Origin of the sequence: Kitasatospora purpeofusca (assembly GCF_036010405.1) — a bacterium.
In the GTDB taxonomy this organism is placed as follows: Bacteria; Actinomycetota; Actinomycetes; order Streptomycetales; family Streptomycetaceae; genus Kitasatospora; species Kitasatospora purpeofusca.
Genome location: NZ_CP108561.1, coordinates 6,594,487 through 6,610,501, shown reverse-complemented (window position 1 = coordinate 6,610,501; position 16,015 = coordinate 6,594,487). Strand labels below are relative to the sequence as shown.

Annotated in this window: 19 protein-coding genes; 5 read left to right on the top strand and 14 right to left on the bottom strand. The window is 73.8% G+C overall.

Annotated features, from left to right (window positions below; genetic code table 11):
• Positions 1-97 precede the first annotated feature (97 nt).
• Positions 98-850, top strand: coding sequence for a GNAT family N-acetyltransferase (locus OG715_RS28910; RefSeq protein WP_266274340.1), 753 nt, complete (start codon positions 98-100; stop codon positions 848-850).
• 165 nt (positions 851-1,015) lie between these two features.
• On the opposite strand, the gene OG715_RS28905 is transcribed toward OG715_RS28910, so the two are convergent.
• From OG715_RS28905 to OG715_RS28845, 13 genes are all read right to left on the bottom strand, one after another.
• On the bottom strand, positions 1,016-2,065 hold the full coding sequence (locus tag OG715_RS28905; RefSeq protein WP_266274341.1) for an ArsR family transcriptional regulator: 1,050 nt from the start codon (positions 2,063-2,065) through the stop codon (positions 1,016-1,018).
• A 146-nt stretch (positions 2,066-2,211) separates the two neighbouring features.
• Entirely contained in the window at positions 2,212-3,390 is a 1,179-nt protein-coding gene (locus OG715_RS28900; RefSeq protein WP_266274342.1) for an RCC1 domain-containing protein, read from the bottom strand.
• 32 nt (positions 3,391-3,422) lie between these two features.
• Positions 3,423-3,821, bottom strand: a complete 399-nt coding sequence (locus OG715_RS28895; protein ID WP_266274343.1) for a nuclear transport factor 2 family protein — start codon at positions 3,819-3,821, stop codon at positions 3,423-3,425.
• Positions 3,822-3,945: 124 nt separating this feature from the next.
• Positions 3,946-5,373 (bottom strand): FAD-dependent oxidoreductase, encoded by a 1,428-nt coding sequence (locus tag OG715_RS28890; protein WP_266274344.1) that lies wholly within the window; start codon positions 5,371-5,373, stop codon positions 3,946-3,948.
• Between the two features lie 4 nt (positions 5,374-5,377).
• Positions 5,378-5,743 (bottom strand): antibiotic biosynthesis monooxygenase family protein, encoded by a 366-nt coding sequence (locus OG715_RS28885; protein ID WP_266274345.1) that lies wholly within the window; start codon positions 5,741-5,743, stop codon positions 5,378-5,380.
• 48 nt (positions 5,744-5,791) lie between these two features.
• The gene (locus OG715_RS28880; RefSeq protein ID WP_266274346.1) at positions 5,792-7,027 is read right to left on the bottom strand and encodes a beta-ketoacyl synthase N-terminal-like domain-containing protein; all 1,236 of its coding nucleotides are present in this window, start codon (positions 7,025-7,027) and stop codon (positions 5,792-5,794) included.
• Positions 7,024-8,310 carry a beta-ketoacyl-[acyl-carrier-protein] synthase family protein gene (locus OG715_RS28875; protein WP_266274347.1) on the bottom strand — a complete coding sequence of 429 codons (1,287 nt, stop codon included), beginning with the start codon at positions 8,308-8,310 and terminating at the stop codon, positions 7,024-7,026. Before OG715_RS28875 ends, OG715_RS28880 begins: the two co-directional genes overlap by 4 nt.
• Positions 8,307-8,735 carry a cupin domain-containing protein gene (locus tag OG715_RS28870; RefSeq protein WP_045942344.1) on the bottom strand — a complete coding sequence of 143 codons (429 nt, stop codon included), beginning with the start codon at positions 8,733-8,735 and terminating at the stop codon, positions 8,307-8,309. The genes OG715_RS28875 and OG715_RS28870 overlap by 4 nt, the downstream gene beginning before the upstream one ends.
• Positions 8,736-8,740: 5 nt before the next feature.
• Positions 8,741-9,223 carry an SRPBCC family protein gene (locus tag OG715_RS28865; RefSeq protein ID WP_266274348.1) on the bottom strand — a complete coding sequence of 161 codons (483 nt, stop codon included), beginning with the start codon at positions 9,221-9,223 and terminating at the stop codon, positions 8,741-8,743.
• A 3-nt stretch (positions 9,224-9,226) separates the two neighbouring features.
• Positions 9,227-9,496: an acyl carrier protein gene (locus OG715_RS28860; RefSeq protein WP_030301380.1), complete on the bottom strand. Its 270-nt coding sequence runs from the start codon at positions 9,494-9,496 to the stop codon at positions 9,227-9,229.
• A 108-nt stretch (positions 9,497-9,604) separates the two neighbouring features.
• A complete protein-coding gene (locus OG715_RS28855) occupies positions 9,605-9,937 on the bottom strand; it encodes a TcmI family type II polyketide cyclase (protein ID WP_266274349.1) in 333 nt (110 codons plus the stop codon).
• A 90-nt stretch (positions 9,938-10,027) separates the two neighbouring features.
• Entirely contained in the window at positions 10,028-10,483 is a 456-nt protein-coding gene (locus OG715_RS28850) for an ester cyclase (RefSeq protein WP_266274350.1), read from the bottom strand.
• A 148-nt stretch (positions 10,484-10,631) separates the two neighbouring features.
• On the bottom strand, positions 10,632-11,096 hold the full coding sequence (locus OG715_RS28845; protein WP_231978553.1) for a DUF1772 domain-containing protein: 465 nt from the start codon (positions 11,094-11,096) through the stop codon (positions 10,632-10,634).
• A 409-nt stretch (positions 11,097-11,505) separates the two neighbouring features.
• Here OG715_RS28845 and OG715_RS28840 point away from each other — a divergent pair, with 409 nt between their 5' ends.
• From OG715_RS28840 to OG715_RS28825, 4 genes are all read left to right on the top strand, one after another.
• Positions 11,506-12,612 (top strand): amidohydrolase family protein, encoded by a 1,107-nt coding sequence (locus OG715_RS28840; protein ID WP_266274351.1) that lies wholly within the window; start codon positions 11,506-11,508, stop codon positions 12,610-12,612.
• Positions 12,613-12,768: 156 nt separating this feature from the next.
• The gene (locus OG715_RS28835) at positions 12,769-13,734 is read left to right on the top strand and encodes an SDR family NAD(P)-dependent oxidoreductase (RefSeq protein ID WP_266274352.1); all 966 of its coding nucleotides are present in this window, start codon (positions 12,769-12,771) and stop codon (positions 13,732-13,734) included.
• A 68-nt stretch (positions 13,735-13,802) separates the two neighbouring features.
• Positions 13,803-14,183: a SchA/CurD-like domain-containing protein gene (locus OG715_RS28830; RefSeq protein WP_030396597.1), complete on the top strand. Its 381-nt coding sequence runs from the start codon at positions 13,803-13,805 to the stop codon at positions 14,181-14,183.
• Between the two features lie 5 nt (positions 14,184-14,188).
• A complete protein-coding gene (locus tag OG715_RS28825) occupies positions 14,189-15,061 on the top strand; it encodes an LLM class flavin-dependent oxidoreductase (RefSeq protein WP_045942352.1) in 873 nt (290 codons plus the stop codon).
• Positions 15,062-15,243: 182 nt separating this feature from the next.
• Here the strand turns inward: OG715_RS28825 and OG715_RS28820 are convergent, their stop codons facing one another.
• Positions 15,244-15,879 (bottom strand): TetR/AcrR family transcriptional regulator, encoded by a 636-nt coding sequence (locus tag OG715_RS28820; protein ID WP_266274353.1) that lies wholly within the window; start codon positions 15,877-15,879, stop codon positions 15,244-15,246.
• Positions 15,880-16,015: the final 136 nt, after the last annotated feature.

Genomic DNA, 16,015 nt, shown 5'->3' with positions numbered 1-16,015 from the left:
TATGTTCGTAAAAACCACGAGGAACACCGAAGAGTTCATCTCGGAAACCGGTGGGTGGATTGCCGGCAACCCTGTCGAGAATTCCATCCTGCTGACCATGCTGGCCGGCGCCAAATTCCGCCCGCCGACCGCCCCGCCGATAGCCTGGAGCCGGGTCGAGGACCCCGCTTCGGACACGGCGCCGGTGGTCGGCGTCGCGGCGTTCACGGCGCCGCACCTGGTCGTGCTCAGCGGGATGCCGTCGGCCGCCGCGGCCGCGCTCGGGGCCGAACTCGGCGCCGGGCCCGACCTCCTGCCCGGCGTGATCGGGCCGGACGCGGCGGCCGCCGCCTTCGCCGCGGCCTGGTCCGAGGCCACCGGCCGACCGGCCAGGGCCGACCGCCGCGAGCGGATGCTGTGCCTGGACGGAGCCGTCACCACCGACGGCCGCCCGGCCCCGGAGGGGCAGTCCAGGGCCGCCCGCGAGGAGGAGGCGGAGCTGTTCACCGACTGGTGCCTGGAGGCCGCGCACGGCGCCGGGCTCAGCCGGGAGATGGCCTCGCGCTCCGTCCGGGGCCAGATCGCCGGCGGCCTGCTGCGGGCCTGGGACCTCGACGGCGAACCCGTCGCGATCCTCGGCCGGACCGCCGCCGTCGCGGGCGTGGTGCGCTACGGCCCGATCTACTCGCTGCCCGGCGCCCGGCGCGGCGGGTACGCCCGGGCACTGCTCACCGAGTCCTCGACCGAGGTGCGCGCCGAGGGACTGATCGGCATGGCGGTCACCGCCGAGGGCAACGACACCGTGCAGACACTGTTCGGCTCGCTCGGCTACCGCTCCCGCGGCGGCCTCTCGGAATTCCGGTTCGACTGAGTGGAGAAATCCCTCCGGGAAATTCCCGGAGGGAATGCCGGGGGCCCGGATCCGAAATCGGATCCAGGCCCTCTCGCAATACCGTCCGAAAATTCCGCGGGAACTGCCCGGAGGAATTCTCCCCCGGGCGGCCCCGAGCGTCCGGTCGGCCCGTGGGTCGTCCGGTCAGTCCAGCGGGTCGGGGTCCGGCACGGCCTCCAGCAACGAGAACGCCGTCCCGGTGGAGACCACCCGGTTGAGCCGGTAGCCGCCGCGCCGGAAGACCTCGGCGAACTGCTCCTCGGTGCGGACCTCGCCGCTCATGGTGACCAGCATGACCAGGTCGAAGTTCTTCACGAACCTCGGCACGCCCTCGCGGTGCACCAGCTCCGCCGCGACGAAGCGGGCGCCCGGCGAGGCCTCCCGGCACTTGCGCAGCAGCCGGACCAGCGCCTCGTCCGGCCAGGAGTGCCAGACCTGCTTGGTGACGTAGGCGCCGATCCCGGCCGGGACCCCGGCGAAGAAGTCGACCGGCTCGAAGTCCAGCCGGCCCTGCTCGGCCAGCTTGGCGACGTCGGGCTGGGTCCTGGCCTGCTCGATGACGGCCGGCAGGTCGGCCAGCACGCCGCGGGCGAGGGCGTCGTACTTGTGCAGGATCGCGGCCAGGTAGGTGCCCTGCCCGCCACCGAGGTCGCAGACCGCGCCGGCCTCGGCGAACTCGGGGTACGCGGACACCAGGGCGTCGGAGAGGGCGTCGGTGAAGTCCGTCATCGCCTGGTTGAAGGTCGCCGCGGCGGACGGGTTCTTCTGCAGCCAGGGCCAGAGCGCGGTGCCGTGCACCTTCTCGAAACCGGGCTTCCCGGTGGCCAGGCTGTGGTCCAGCGCGCCCCAGGAGGCCCAGAGCCACTCGGCGCCGACCATCCGGGCCATCGCGTCCATCGAACCGGGCACGCCCGGGCGGAGCAGCTCGGAGAGCTCGGTGTTGGCGAAGACGCCGGGCTCGACCTCCTCGAACACACCGTCCTCGGTCAGCAGCGAGAGCACCTTGGCCAGCGCGCTCGCGGTCGCTCCGGCGCGCTCGGCGAGCTCGGCCACCGGCAGCGGGCCGTCGGCCAGCAGCTCGGCGAGCTTGAACTCGGCGGCCAGCGCCAGGCAGCGCGGAGTGGACGGGAACATCAATTCGGAGAGGAACACCGCGCCGGCCGAAGCAGGGGCGGTCTGGGGAACGGCGGTCATGGGGTGAGGCCTCCCTGCGGGGACCGGGGCGGGGGCGGACGGCGCCCCCGGCCCGAGGTCAGCGGTCATGGGTGGACGGGCCGGACGGCCCCGCGCCGGGCGGCCCGGACGGGCCGGGCCGCCCGGCGGTTGCGCAAGGCCGGGACTCAGCCCAGCAGGGCGAAGGCGAAGCCACCGCCGGGGTTGGCCATGAACTTGTTGGTCGGCGGGATCTCACCGCCGGCCGCGACGCCCACGGCCGGGCCGGTCAGCGCGATCCGGGTCGGGGTGGGGACGATCTGGACCTGGCCGGCGGCCAGCTGGCCCCAGTTGTTCCAGCCCCAGCCCTGCACCGAGCCGTCGGCCAGCAGCGCCAGCGCGTGCCCGCCGTTGCCGGGGGCCGCGTCGGTGCCGCCGCCGCTGACGGACACGGCCTTGACGCCGGTCAGACCGGGCACCGGGGCCGGCACCGCGCGGTCGGCGGTGGTGCCGTCGCCGAGCTGGCCGCCGTCGTTGAGGCCCCAGGCCCAGACGGTGCCGTCGGCCAGCAGCGCCACCGTGTGGTGGTAGGCGCCGACCAGCTGGGTGACCGAGCGCAGACCCGCGACCTTCTGCGGGGCGGCGCGGTCCTCGGTGGTGCCGTCGCCGAGCTGGCCGCGGTCGTTGAAGCCCCAGACCGAGGCGCTGCCGTCGGCGTGCACGACCATGCTGTGGCCGCCACCGGCGCTCAGCCTGACGGCCGGCTCCAGGTTCTCGATCACGGCCGGGCGCGGCCGGCAGTCGAAGGAGGCGGTCATGTAGGAGCGGACGATCCGGCCCTCGCGGGTCGAACCGGGGCCGTCACCCAGCTGGCCGCGGTCGTCGCGGCCCCAGGACCAGACGGTGCCGTCGGCCTTGAGCGCGAGGTTGTGCGCGCCGCCGACCGCCAGCTCGACGACGTCCTCCAGGCCGTCGACCCGGACCGGGACCGGCTGCACGCCGAAGTTGGCCTCGCCGAGGGCGCAGAAGAAGCCGGCGCCCCAGGCCCAGACGGTGCCGTCCTCCAGCAGGGCGGCGGTGTGGCCGCCGCCGGCGCCGACCGAGCGCACCCGGCCGGGCAGGCCGACGGTGCGGACCGGGGTGGCCTGGTTCTCGGTGGAGCCGTCGCCGAGCTGGCCGAAGGCGTTGCGGCCGAAGCCCCAGAGCTCGCCGTCGCCGGTCAGGGCCAGCGCGTGGCCGCTGCCGGCCGCCACCTTGACCACGTTCTCCAGGCCCTTGATGTCCTGCGCGGTGGTCCGGTTGACCGTCCCGCCGTCGCCGAGCTGGCCGTTGGTGTTGTCACCCCAGCTGCTGATGATGCCTGCCATGATGATGCGACCTCTCAATAGTCGGGGGGCGGTCAGGCCCAGAACTGGTCGACGGCGTACTGGTCCTCGGGGTAGGTCCAGAACTCGGCGATCAGGCCGTCCTGGATCCGCGCGACGTTGACGAAGGGCATCTCCAGGCTCTTGCCCTCACGCTCGTACCGGGTGAAGACGGTGGCGAAGGCGAACGTGTCGCTCGCGCCGATCTCGTGGATCTCCATCGTGATCCGGCCCTGGCAGATCTCGAACATCCGGCCGGCGAAGGCCAGTGCGGACTCGATGCCCTCGTGCGCGCCGGACAGCTCGCTGGTGCCCGGGTAGTAGTGCACGCAGTCCTTGGTCCAGTAGCTGGCCGCCTTCTGCACGTCGCCCACGGTGAACGCGGCGTAGACCGCTTCCATGAGCTTGGCGTTGGGGTGGTCGACGACCTTCATGACTCTCCTCCTGTAGCTGTGCGACGGTGCGATGCGGGGCCGTGCGGCAGAGCAGGGCGTGCGGTGGAGCGGCGGCGCGCGAAACCGTTCAACCGGCTTCGCCCGACGCGATCGTGACGATCCGTCAGTTTGCGGCGCGGCGGACGATGTCGACCAGGGTCGCCCGGTCCGGGGCGGGGAACGGCGGGGGCCCGCCCGCGACCGCCTGCTTGACCCGCAGCCGGATCTCCTCGTCCTCGTACAGGCCGGCCGGGTTGTCGAGCGACATCATGGTGCGGACCAGTCGGCGCCAGACCACCTCGTCGGTGCCGGCCGCCTCGGCGACGGTGCCGAAGGTGAGCACGTCCGGCGGCAGCGGCGGCAGCTGCTGGCCTGCCACGGTGGCCCGCCAGAGCCGGGCGCGGCCCGCGTCGTTGCGGACGGCGTCCTCGAACCACGGACGGAAGGTCCGCCCGGCCAGGCCGGCCGCCAGCGCGGCCTGCTCGGCGTCCGGCTCCGGGTGCTCCCGCACCAGGTCGGCCAGGCCGAGCACATGGGCGATGGCCAGCGAGACGCCGCGGCCGAACGCCGGGTTGGTGGTGCAGACGGCGTCGGCGACCGGAAGGAAGCCGGGCACCGGCTGGGCGTCCTGCCCGTACAGCTTCAGCGAGTTGTCCAGACCCGCCATCGCGTGCACCGGCGAGATCGGGTCGGAGGCCTCCGGCGACACCCAGGGGGCGAGCAGCGGGGTGGCCCGGACCACGGAGGTGAAGACGTCCTCGGCCCGCATCTGCTTCAGCTCGGTGTCGTCCGGCAGGATGCCGAACGAGATGGCGAAGGTGTTGTTGTCGCCGAGGAACATCACACCGGTGTAGTGGTCCCACAGCCCGCCGGCGCCGAAGCCCCGGTTGAGCGGGCCGACCGGGCGCGGGCCGTGCGCGCGGTAGTAGCGGGTGTAGTAGGTGATGTCGGCGCTCTGCGCGACGAGTTCCGGCTCGGCCAGGCCGTGCTCGCGCAGCCACTCGTGGCCCTGCGAGCGGCGGCCGCTGGCGTCGATCACCAGATCGGCGGCGATGGTGCGGCCGTCCTTGGTGACCACACCGGTCACCCGGGCCGGGCCCCGGTCGGCGACGGTCAGGCCGCGCACCGTCTCGCCGCGGCGCAGCGAGATGCCCGGCTTGCGCAGCGCCTCCTGGCGGAGGACCAGCTCGAAGGTGGTCCTCCGGCTGCCGAGCATCCGCAGCTCGGCGTCGGCCGGGTGCGGCGTCTTGTCGGCCAGGGTCGGCGGCATGGCCTTGCCGAGCTCGATCTCCCGCACGCCGGCCGCGACCAGCGCCTGGTAGACGGAGGGCAGCCGCTCGCGCAGCAGGTTGGTGCCGAGCGAGCCGAAGGCGTGCGAGTGGTGGAGCTGCGGCACGGTCGGCCGCTGCCAGTCGCCGTGCGCCTCGTCGACGGTGTCGGGGGCCTCGTTGGCGTCCCGCTCCAGCACGGTGACGTCGTGCCCCAGGTCGGCGAACGCCAGCGCGGCCACCAGGCCGGCGACGCTGCCGCCGATGATCAGAGTCCGTGTCATGACCTCACCCCGCGGTGGTAGGAGTGGAAAGGCCCGCCTTCGGGGTGTCCCGCGAGGTCTCGGCCTTGATGTGGAAGCGGATGGACTTCGCGTCGCTGAAGCACTCGCGCATCGGGCGCACCAGGTCCCGGTGCTCCTCGGTCCGCTCCCAGTCGACGAAGTCGTCCAGCGAGCGCCACTCGCTGGTGATCAGCCACTGCTCCGGGTCGGTGGAGGACTGGCAGACCTGGTCGCGCACGTGCCCGGGGACGCCCTCGGCGACCAGGTGGCGGATCTGCTCGTACGCCTTGAGGAAGTCCTCCCGGCGCTCCTCCTTGACGGTGATGAGGAAGAGCACGCGGCCCTGTGCCGCGCCCTCGTCGACCGACATGACGGTCTCCTTCCGGGTCGTGGTGCTGGTGGGTGGTGCTCGTGGGTGTCAGGAGTGCGCGCGCAGCAGGACGGCGCTGTTGAAGCCGTCGAAACCGCGGGCGCCGATCAGCGCGGTGCGCACCTCGGTGGCCTGCTCCTCGCGGACGAAGGCCAGGTCGCAGCCGTCCGCCGGACGGACCGGGCCCGCCGAGGGCGGGATCAGGCCGTTGTCCATGGCGAGCACCGCGGTCGCCGCGTCCAGGGCGCTGCCACCCTGGTAGAGGCGGCCGGTGAGCGGCTTCTGGGTGGTGACGGCGGCCGGGCCGGCGTCGCCGAAGACCGCGCGCAGCGCCTCGGCCTCGGTGCGGTCGTAGGCGGGCAGGCCCACCGCGTCCGGGAAGGTCACGTCGACGTCCCCCGGGGTGAGGCCGGCCCGTTCGACCGCGGTGCCGAGCGCCCTGGCGTACTGGCGGACCGAGCCGGAGCCGGTCCTGCTGGAGGCCACGGCGTCCTGGGTGGCGGACCAGCCGGCGATCTCGGCCCGGATCCGGGCACCGCGGGCGAGCGCGTGGTCGAGGTCCTCGACCACGAACACCACCCCGCCCTCGCCCGGCACGAAGCCGGCCGCCCGCTCGTCGAAGGGCAGGTAGGCCTCGGCCGGGTCGGTGCCGGTGTAGAGCCGGCCGCTGCGCTGCTGGCAGGCGAGCGCGTACGGGCCGAGCGGTGCCTCGGTGCCGCCGGCGAGCACCACGTCGGCGCCCCGGCGGACCAGCCGGGCGGCGTGGGCCAGCGAGTCCAGGCCGCCGGCGCCCTCCGAGACGAGGACGCTGGACGGGCCCTTGGCCTGGTGCTTGATGGCCAGCTGCCCGACGGTCGCGGCGTAGAACCAGGCGATCGACTGGTAGGCGCCGACGGTCCGCGAGGTGTCCGGCTGCCAGAGCCGCTGGAGCTCGCGCTGGCCGAACTGGTTGCCGCCGGAGGAGCTGGCGAGCGCCACCGACAGCTTGTACGGCTCGACCGTGGACGGGTCCAGCTCGGCCTCGCCGAAGGCCAGTTCGGCCGCCGCGTAGGCGAGGTGGGTCCAGCGGTCGGTCTGCACCTGGAGCCGGCGCTCGACGTACCGGTTGACGTCGAAGTCCGGGACCTCGCCGGCCAGCGTGGTCTCGTACCGGCCGGCGTCGAAGAGGGTGATCGGAGCGATCCGGCTCTCGCCGCCGCAGACCGACTTCCAGTGCGCCTCGCTGCCGACGCCGCTGGGCGCGACCACACCGATGCCGGTGATGACGGCACGTCGTGCGCTCATCGGCCCCTCCCCAGCTTGGCGAAGAGCATCGCGGACTGGAAGCCGCCGAAGCCGCTGCCGACCGAGAGCGCCGCGCCCACCCGCACCTCGCGGGCGGTGTTGGGCGTGTAGTCGAGGTCGCACTCGGGGTCGCGGTTCTGCCAGTTGGCGGTCGGCGGGACGACCCCGCGGTCGACGGCCAGCGCGCAGGCGGCCATCTCGATCGCGCCGATCGCGCCCAGCGAGTGGCCGACCATCGACTTGATCGAGCTGATCGGGACCCCGTAGGCGGCGTGGCCGAGCGAGCGCTTGAAGGCGCCGGTCTCGTGCCGGTCGTTCTGCCGGGTGCCGGAGCCGTGGGCGCTGATGTAGCCGATGTCCTCGGGGTTGAGCCGGGACTGGCGCAGCGTCTCGGTGATCGCCTCGGACATCTCCAGGCCGTCCGGGCGCAGACCGGTCATGTGGAAGGCGTTGCCGCGGTTGGCGTAGCCGACCACCTCGCAGTAGATCCGGGCGCCGCGCCGGCGGGCGTGCTCCAGCTCCTCCAGGACGAGGACCGCGCAGCCCTCGCCCAGCACGAAGCCGTGCCGGTCCCGGTCGAACGGCCGGGAGGCGTGCGCCGGGTCGTCGTTGTCCGGGGTGGTGGCCTTGATGGCGTCGAAGGAGGCGACGGTGACCGGGGAGATCGGGGAGTCCGAGGCGCCGGTGAGCATCACCTCGGCCTCGCCGTCCATCAGCAGCTGGTAGGCGTGGCCGATGGCGTCGATGCCGGAGGTGCAGCCGGTGGAGACGACCAGCGCCGGGCCGTGCGCCCCGTGCCGGACGGCCACGTCGGCGGCCAGGCTGCTCGGGATCAGGCCCTGGTAGAGGAACGGGCTGGTGACGTCGGGGTCGACCAGCCAGTTGCGGCCGGAGTCGCTGGCGACGACGAACTCGTCCTCCAGGACGATGGTGCCGCCGACCGCCGAGCCGAGGACCACACCGGTGGCCTCCCGGGTGCGCTCGTCGAGCTCCAGCCCGGCGTCGAGCACCGCCTCCTGGGAGGCGGCCAGCGCGAACTGCACGTAGCGGTCGGCGCGGCGCAGCTCCAGCGGGGTCAGGCCGGCCGCGACCGGGTCGAAGTCGGCCTCGGCGGCGATCTGCGAGCGGAACGCCGAGGGGTCGAAGGCGGAGATCCGACGGGTCGCGGTGCGGCCCGAGGTGATCAGTTCCCAGAAGGTCTCGCGGGTGGTGCCCCCGGGGGCCACCACGCCGATCCCGGTGACCACGACACGGCGGTCACCCGTGGACGGGGAAGCGGTCATCGCTCCCCCAGCACTATGTGGCCCTCGGCCTTGGTGCCCGGGCCGTCCTCGGTGTCGACGTGGCCGAGCTCGGGGGACGGCGCCAGCGGGCCGAGGTGGAAGACCGCGAAGGCCTCCTCGGAACCGGTGTTGCGCAGCCGGTGGCGGATGTCCTTGGGGATCAGCACGCCCTGGCCGGCGAACAGCTCGAAGGGCTTGTCGTCCAGGTCGAGGGTCAGCTCGCCGCGGACGAGCAGCAGGAACTCCTCGCTGTACGGGTGGTAGTGCTCGGTGATCCGCTCCCCCGGCTGGAGCCGGGCGGTCCCCATGAAGCCGGAGGTCGCGCCGCAGGTGGCGGGCGAGAGCACCGCGCGGGTCTCGCCGCCGCGCTTGCGGTTGGCGGGGACGTCGTCGGCGGAAATGATGCGGATGTTCCTGGCGGCCACGGCGCTCACTCCTTCTCGGCGGGGACGGCGTTGGAACCGGCGGCGAGGGCCTCGACCTTCTGCCGGATGATCTCCAGCTGCACGGGCGAGTTGATGTTCAGCCGCTCGGTCATGCCCTGGTCGTCGACCGGGGCGACGGGCTTCATGGAGAAGTCCTGGATCCAGGTCATCCGGACGCCGCCCTCGGGCAGCTCCTCGTACCGCCAGTGGATCTGCATGTAGGCGAACGGGCCGGTCTCCACCCGGTGGGCGTGGACGGTGCGGTCGGCGACGTTGACGGTGCGGTCGCTGACCCAGCTCCAGATCCGGCCCTCCTCGTCCGGGTGCATGGTGAGCCGGAACCGGACGGTCTCGCCGCGGCGCTCGACGATCTCGGCGGACGCGTACTCGGTGAACAGCTCCGGCCAGCCGGCGACGTCGTTGGTGACGTCCCAGACGAGCTTGAGCGGGGCCTGGATGACGATGCTGTTCTCGGTGTGTCCGGCCATCGCTCAGCCCACCGCCCCGGCGGTCTGCAGCTCGGCGACGATCTGGTCGACACTGAGGGCGACGGCGCCGTCCGGGACCTTCAGGCCGTAGCGGTCGGCGATCACCGCCTCCAGCTCGAGCACGGCCAGCGAGTCGAGGCCGAGCTCCTCCAGGGGGACGTGCCGGGAGCCCTCGAACACGTCCGGCGCCGCGCCGGCGCTGGTGATGAGGACGTTCTCGATCTCCTCCGCGGTGACGACCGTGGTCGTCCCGCCGGCCTGGTGGTCGGTCATGGTGCTGCCTCTCGTTTCTCCGGTTAGGGACTGCTCCTGGGCCTCGCGGCGCGGCCGTACGGGGTGAACGGGTCCCCGTTCGGCCGGCGCCGCCGTCGGAGGGCGGGCTCACCGACCGCCGGTGCCGGACTCCCAGGTGTAGAAGCACTGCGCGACCGCGTCCTGCGGCGAACGCCAGGTGGTCAGGTAGGGGGAGATGAACGGGGTGAGCCGTTCACTGACCCGGGCGAACTCCGGGTGGCGGCGGGCGGCGTCGACCGCCTCCTGGCCCGGGTCGTCGGTCTCCAGCAGGTGGACGTAGGCATCGCCGAGCTTGTACAGCGAGCGGTGGGTGACACCGGCGAGACGGGGCAGTTCGGTCTCGTCGGACTCACCGAACACGCGGGCGACGTCGCCCTCCGCGCCGGGCAGCATCCGGGCGATGATCAGTGTGCGGTGCATGCGGGCTCCCCTCGGGGTACGGGCTCTTCCGGGCTCTCGGGCTCTCGGGCTCTTGTGGGCTCTTTCGGGCCGGCGTTCGCTGCCGCGGCTTCAGTGCTGCGGGCGGCCGACCGGCTGGATGGCGCCGATGTCGAGCAGGATCCGGGGCACGTTGTCGCCGATCCAGGACTCGACGACGCGGCCGTCGACGATCCGGTGGCAGGACATCTCGTGCACGGTGACCGGCTTGCCGGTCGGCGGGATGTCGAACAGCTGCCCCTGGTGGGTGCCGCGGGTGGTGAACCGGGCGTAGACGCGGTCGCCGTCGCCGGCCACGTCCTCCACGGTCACGTTGACGTCCGGGAAGGCGTTGCGCCAGAGCAGCACGGCCTGCCGGAAGGAGTCCGGGCCGGGGGGCATCGGGGGCAGGCCGGGGGCGTGCACCACGTAGTCCTCGGCGAAGCGGTCACCGATGGCGGAGAGGTCGCCGTCGTTGAACGCCCGCAGGGTCAGCTCGCGGATGAGGGCCTTGTTGGCCTCCACCGCGCTCTCGGTGGACGAGGTCATGACAGTCCTTTGCTCGGCGGACGACCCCGGCCGGTGCGCGGCCGAGGGCGGTCCGGGTGGGCGTGGGGCGGCGGCCGGCCCGGTAAACGGGGAGGCTCCGGGAGCCGGCCGGTGCGCGCTGCGGCGCGAGGTGCGGGGAGCGGACCGGTCAGATGAGCGAGGCGAGGACGAAGCAGGCCGCCGCGCCGATCGCGCCCATGGTCCGGGTCTCGTGCGCCAGGTGCCAGCGGCGGCGCTTGCCGCGCCAGGCGGCGTCGGTGTCGCGGTACGGGCTCCAGCGCTCGATCTGGCGCCAGATCGGCCGGTTGACGCCCTCGGAGGCGACCGCGACGGTCGCCATGCCGACGGTGCCGGCCGCGTACAGCACCTTGGCCACCTTGCTCTCCGACCGGACGGCCTTGGTGGCGCCGACAGCGGCGGTGGCCAGGCCGTTCCAGAAGGCGATCGGGTGGAACACGTGCATGTCGATCAGCTGGCAGGTGTTGACGTACCGGTCGTAGGGCAGGGAGTTGAGCATCGGCAGGATCGAGGTCTTCATGATCCAGAGCGTGCCGAGCTGAACGCTGGACGAGGTAACCAACCAGACGTCCGAGTTGTCCTTCATGTCCTTCATATCGATTCCTCGAATCGATCCGGGATCGCGGAATGTCCGCCGCGTCGATGCGGCGAACCGGGGCGGGGTCGCCCGACGAGTGGGACACGGGACCCCGGGGGCCGGGGCATCTCGGCCCCCGGGGCTGCCCCGCCGCCTCATCCTTGCCGCCGGGTGGTCCCAGTGTCAGGAGGCATCCGTCTCCACCGGGCTGGGACGTCGCCCCGGCTGTCACGGACCGCGTCCCGGCCGTTCCGGGCCGTCCGCCCAGCCGGTTCGTTGCACCAACCTCCCGGAATCCGGGCCATGTTGACGCGCCCACCGGACGCACCCTACGGTGCGAGCGGGCACTCACTCACCTAGGGCCCAGGGCCCGCGACCACCCCGCCGCGCCGACCGGCCGGCGGACATCCCAGGAGGTGCCGAGCCGATGACGATCGATGTGCACGGCCACATCACGTCGCCCGAACTCTTCCGCCGCTTCCCCATGCCGCCGAGCCTCGTCGACGTCGACGGCATGGTGGAGCTCAAGGCGGCGGCCGGGATCACCATGTCCCTGGTCGGCAGTCCCGTCGGCGCGGGCACCATGGTGCGCACGCCCGGGCTGGACAACTACCGCCAGCCGCTGGACACCCTCGAACGCTTCCACGACTGGCTGGGCGAGCAGGTCCGGGCCCGGCCCGCGGCGCTGCGCGGCTACGTCTACACCAATCCGCTCGGCTCCGACGCCGAACTCGCGGCCGCCGCGAAGCGGCTGGAGCAGGACGAATTCGTCGGACTGATGGTCAACTCCAGCATCGAGGGGCGGTTCCTGGACACCCCGCAGGCCGACGCCTTCTTCGCGATGGCCGCGCAGTACCGCACCCCGGTGATGCTGCACCCGCCGGCCGAACCGGCCGGGGCCGGGGAGCTCGACGACCTGCGGCTGGTCGAGCAGATCGCCCGGCCCTGCGACGTCACGCTGGGGACGGCGGCGGTGCTGTTCGCCGGGTGGCTGGAGAAGTACCCGGAGCTGCGGATCGTCGCCCCGGTCTGCGGCGGCGGACTGCCGCTGCTGCTGGAGCGGCTGGAGCTGGCCCGGCGGATGCCGGTCACCTTCGGCCGGCCCGGCGGTCCTCCCGGCGGGCCTCCCGGTGGGCCTCCGGCGGGCGCTCCCGGCGGTCCTCCGCCGGGGGTGGGCGGTCCCGGCGCCGGCGGTCCCGGCCGACCGGGGACCGGTGGGCCGGGCGGACCCGGGGGAGCCGGCGGACCGGGTGCCGCGCCGACCGGGCCCGTCGTCCCGCCGCTGGCCGAGGCCCTTCGCCGGGTCTTCGTCGACACCGCGACCCCGAGCCTGCGGGCCGTGGCCGCCGCCGTCGACGCCTTCGGGGTCGGCAACGTCATGTTCGGCACCGACTCCCCACCGATGAGCGCGCCGCTGGACGCCTCGCTGGCCCGGCTGAACGGGCTCGGCCTGGACCCGGCCGGGGTCGCGCGGATCCGGCACGGCAACGCCGCCGGGCTGTTCGGCCTGCCCGGCGCACCCGACGCCACCTGAACCCGGTCCCGCCCGCACCGGGCGGGACCGGACCCGACGCCGGCCGAGCGGACCCGGACAGCACCGGGCCCGGACTCATCACCACCCCCGGCGTCCCCCGATCCGACGCTCCGTCGGATTCCCCGCACCACCGACACGCGACAGGGAGGTGCTGTCATGACGGCAGCCGCACCGACCCCACCGTCCGGGCCGCCCGGCGGACGCCCGGGCGGCGGACCGCCGCCCGGATTCGGAGGGCCCCCGCCGGGATTCGGAGGACCGCCCGCCGGCTTCGGCGGACCGCCTCCGGGCGCCGGCGGACCGCCCCCCGGCTTCGCCGCACCGCCCCGGCCCGCACCCGAACGCGTCCCCGCCGAGCGGGAGTTCCTCGGCAGCCGGGTCCTGCTGGTCGGCGGCTACGGCAGCATCGGCGCCGCCGTCGCCGAGGACCTCGCCGCCCAGGGCGCCCGGGTCGCGGTGGCCGGCCGTTCGCTGAAGAAGGCCGAGGAGACCGCCGAGCGGCTCGCCCCGCTGGCCGCCCGCGGCGGCACCGTGGTGCCGCACGCCGTGGACGTCGCCGACCGCGCCGACGTGGACCGGCTGGTGGCGGCCGTGACCGCCGACTGGGGCGGCATCGACGTCCTGGTGAACTGCGCCAGCGCGCTGGTCACCGTCGGCGCCGAGGAGATCTCCGAGGAGGACTGGCGCACCATCGTCGACACCAACCTGCTGGGCGCCTTCTGGCTCTCCCAGTCGGTCGGTCGGGCGATGATCGCGGCCGGCGGCGGCCGGATCGTCCACCTCTCCTCGGTGCGCGGCAAGTTCGGCGCCCGGCGCGGCTTCAGCGCGTACGGCGCCAGCAAGGCCGGCCTGGACCTGCTGGTCAAGCAGCTGGCCGCGGAATGGGGCCGGCACGGGATCGCGGTCAACGCGGTCGCCCCCGGCTTCGTCCGCACCGACTTCGTCCAGGAGAACGCGAGCAACCCGGAGTTCATGCGGATGGTCCTCGGCCGGATCCCGCTGGGCCGCACCGCCGAACTGCACGAGGTGGCCGACGCGGTCACCTTCCTCGCCTCGCCGCGGGCCGGCTTCATCAGCGGCCAGGTGCTGTACGTGGACGGCGGCGTCACCACCAGCCAGTGAGGACCCGCCCGCACCGCCCCACACCCACCGACGGGCCGAGCCCGGCCCGGAGAACCCAGGAGACGACCATGAGCACGTGGCACGCGCTGTACTACCCGCTGCTGCCGGGCAGCGAGGACATCGTCAAGGACCTGTTCCGCAAGAGCGGCCGCCCGGACTTCGACGTCAAGAGCCCCGACGGCACCGTGGTCGGCAAGCTCCTCGGCACCCAGGCCTTCGTCGGCAAGGAACTGGCCGTCCGGGTGATCGAGATCGAGGGCCCGCTGCCGCTGGTCGCCGCGCACATGAGCCAGCAGCCCGCCGTCCGCGAGTTCGAGCGGGAGCTGGAGAAGCACCTCGCCGTCCCGCGCGACATGACCAGCCGCGAGGGCGCGCAGGCGTTCTTCCGGCTGGCCTCGATGGAGAACGTGCTCTCCCGCCGCCACGACCAGCCGCTCGAAGGCGAGTGAACACGATGAAGATCGGAATCGGACTCCCCACCTCGCTGGCCGGTGCGGCCGGCGCCGACGTGGTCGCCTGGGCCCGGCTCGCCGAGCAGGCCGGCTACTCCACCCTCGGCACCATCGACCGCCTGGTGCACAGCAGTTGGGAACCGCTCACCACGCTGGCCGCGGCCGCCGCGGTGACCGAGCGGATCGGCCTGGCGACCAGCATCCTGATCTCGCCGCTGCGCGCCAACACCGCGCTGCTGGCCAAGCAGGCGGCCACCGTGGACCGGCTCTCCGGCGGCCGGCTCACCCTCGGCATGGCGGTCGGCTCGCGGCCGGACGACTTCGAGGTCGGACAGGTCGAGAAGGCCGGCCGGGGCGCGCGGACCGGCACCCAGGTGGCCGAGCTGCGGCGGCACTGGGCCGACGCCCAGTCCGGCCGGGAGCCCTCGGTCGGACCGGCCCCGATCCGCCCGAACGGGCCGGAGCTGATCCTCGGCGGGCACTCCCCCGCCGCACTGTCCCGGGCGGCCCGATTGGGCGACGGGTGGATCGGTGGCGGTACCGGTCCGATCATGTTCGCCCAGGGTGCCCAGGCGCTGCGCGAGCAGTGGGCGGCCGAGGGCCGGGAGGGGGCGCCCCGACTGGTGGCGCTCGCCTACTTCGCGCTCGGCGCGGACGGCACCAAGCACACCGAGGGCTACCTGCGGTCGTACTACCGCGACGCCGGGCCGTTCGTCGAGCACATCCTGCGCGGCGCGGCCGACAACCCCGGCAAGCTGCGCGGGCTGGTCGGCAAGTACGCCGAGTCGGGCTGCGACGAGCTGCTGCTGATGCCCTGCGCCGGGGACCTCGGCCAGGTCGAGGCGGCGGCCCAGGTGCTGGGCCTCCAGGGCTGAGCACGACGGGAGCACGGGGAGGGGCGGGCGGCCGCGGGCCGTCCGCCCCTCCCCGTTGCCGCGCGCCCACCCGCGTGCCCACTGGCCCGGTCCCCGCCCGGGCATGCGAAAGCCCGCCGCCCGGCGGTTCTCGCCGGGCGGCGGGCCGATCCGCGGTTCGGCTCCTCGGCGGGCCCGGTGGTTCAGCGGGCCTTGGCCCGGCCCCGCGCCGGCGCCGCCGCCGACCGGTCCGGGGCCAGCGTCCGCCAGAGCTCCCGGACGAAGGCCTCCGCCTCCCGCAGTGGCTCCGACCCGGTGCCCGGGGCGGCGAACACGCCCCCGTAGGCGGCCAGGTAGCAGGCACCGAGCAGGAGTTGGGAGGCCGCCACGGGGTCCGCGTCCCGGCTGACCAGATCGGCCCGCTGGGCCCGGCGCAGGTAGTCGGCCAGCAGCTCGACGGCCCGGTGCGGCCCGGCGTTGTTGGCCTGCATCCACTCCCGGTGGCGGTCGAGCAGCTTGGGCTCGGCGAAGACGGACAGCAGCATCGGCATCGACGCGCGGTAGAACGCGAGCGCCTCCTCCGCCACCTGCTGGAGGGACGCCCGCACCTCGCCCTCGGTGCCGATCTCCTCCGGGAGCGCCCGCAGCACCGGCAGCAGGCCCGGTAGCCGCTCGGCGAGGACGGCCAGGAAGACGTCCTCCTTGCTGCGGAAGTGCCGGTAGATGGTGCCCTCGGAGCAGCCCGCCACCTCGGCGATCTCCTTGGTGGTGCAGCGGGCCAGGCCGAGGTCACGGATCACCCGCTCGGCGGCGTCGACGATCTGCTCGCGCATACTCATGAAGGCTCCGAAGGAACGGGGCGGCCGGCTTCCGAGCGGGCCGCGGCTGCGGAGGGGCACCCGAAGGATAGCGTGCAGGTGAGTACCCGCTCACCTGTTTCGCCGGGCGCCCCGAACGGCGCGCCGGCCCCGCCGC

Excerpts from the sequence above, each read along its gene's own strand:
- OG715_RS28860 (WP_030301380.1), bottom strand. The coding sequence starts at position 9,496 with ATGACCGACCACCAGGCCGGCGGGACGACCACGGTCGTCACCGCGGAG.
- OG715_RS28835 (WP_266274352.1), top strand. The coding sequence starts at position 12,769 with ATGACGGCAGCCGCACCGACCCCACCGTCCGGGCCGCCCGGCGGACGC.
- OG715_RS28840 (WP_266274351.1), top strand. The coding sequence starts at position 11,506 with ATGACGATCGATGTGCACGGCCACATCACGTCGCCCGAACTCTTCCGC.
- OG715_RS28875 (WP_266274347.1), bottom strand. The coding sequence starts at position 8,310 with ATGACCGCTTCCCCGTCCACGGGTGACCGCCGTGTCGTGGTCACCGGG.
- OG715_RS28855 (WP_266274349.1), bottom strand. The coding sequence starts at position 9,937 with ATGCACCGCACACTGATCATCGCCCGGATGCTGCCCGGCGCGGAGGGC.
- OG715_RS28895 (WP_266274343.1), bottom strand. The coding sequence starts at position 3,821 with ATGAAGGTCGTCGACCACCCCAACGCCAAGCTCATGGAAGCGGTCTAC.
- OG715_RS28900 (WP_266274342.1), bottom strand. The coding sequence starts at position 3,390 with ATGGCAGGCATCATCAGCAGCTGGGGTGACAACACCAACGGCCAGCTC.
- OG715_RS28850 (WP_266274350.1), bottom strand. The coding sequence starts at position 10,483 with ATGACCTCGTCCACCGAGAGCGCGGTGGAGGCCAACAAGGCCCTCATC.
- OG715_RS28880 (WP_266274346.1), bottom strand. The coding sequence starts at position 7,027 with ATGAGCGCACGACGTGCCGTCATCACCGGCATCGGTGTGGTCGCGCCC.
- OG715_RS28865 (WP_266274348.1), bottom strand. The coding sequence starts at position 9,223 with ATGGCCGGACACACCGAGAACAGCATCGTCATCCAGGCCCCGCTCAAG.
- OG715_RS28825 (WP_045942352.1), top strand. The coding sequence starts at position 14,189 with ATGAAGATCGGAATCGGACTCCCCACCTCGCTGGCCGGTGCGGCCGGC.
- OG715_RS28845 (WP_231978553.1), bottom strand. The coding sequence starts at position 11,096 with ATGAAGGACATGAAGGACAACTCGGACGTCTGGTTGGTTACCTCGTCC.
- OG715_RS28830 (WP_030396597.1), top strand. The coding sequence starts at position 13,803 with ATGAGCACGTGGCACGCGCTGTACTACCCGCTGCTGCCGGGCAGCGAG.
- OG715_RS28890 (WP_266274344.1), bottom strand. The coding sequence starts at position 5,373 with ATGACACGGACTCTGATCATCGGCGGCAGCGTCGCCGGCCTGGTGGCC.
- OG715_RS28885 (WP_266274345.1), bottom strand. The coding sequence starts at position 5,743 with ATGTCGGTCGACGAGGGCGCGGCACAGGGCCGCGTGCTCTTCCTCATC.
- OG715_RS28820 (WP_266274353.1), bottom strand. The coding sequence starts at position 15,879 with ATGAGTATGCGCGAGCAGATCGTCGACGCCGCCGAGCGGGTGATCCGT.
- OG715_RS28905 (WP_266274341.1), bottom strand. The coding sequence starts at position 2,065 with ATGACCGCCGTTCCCCAGACCGCCCCTGCTTCGGCCGGCGCGGTGTTC.
- OG715_RS28910 (WP_266274340.1), top strand. The coding sequence starts at position 98 with ATGCTGGCCGGCGCCAAATTCCGCCCGCCGACCGCCCCGCCGATAGCC.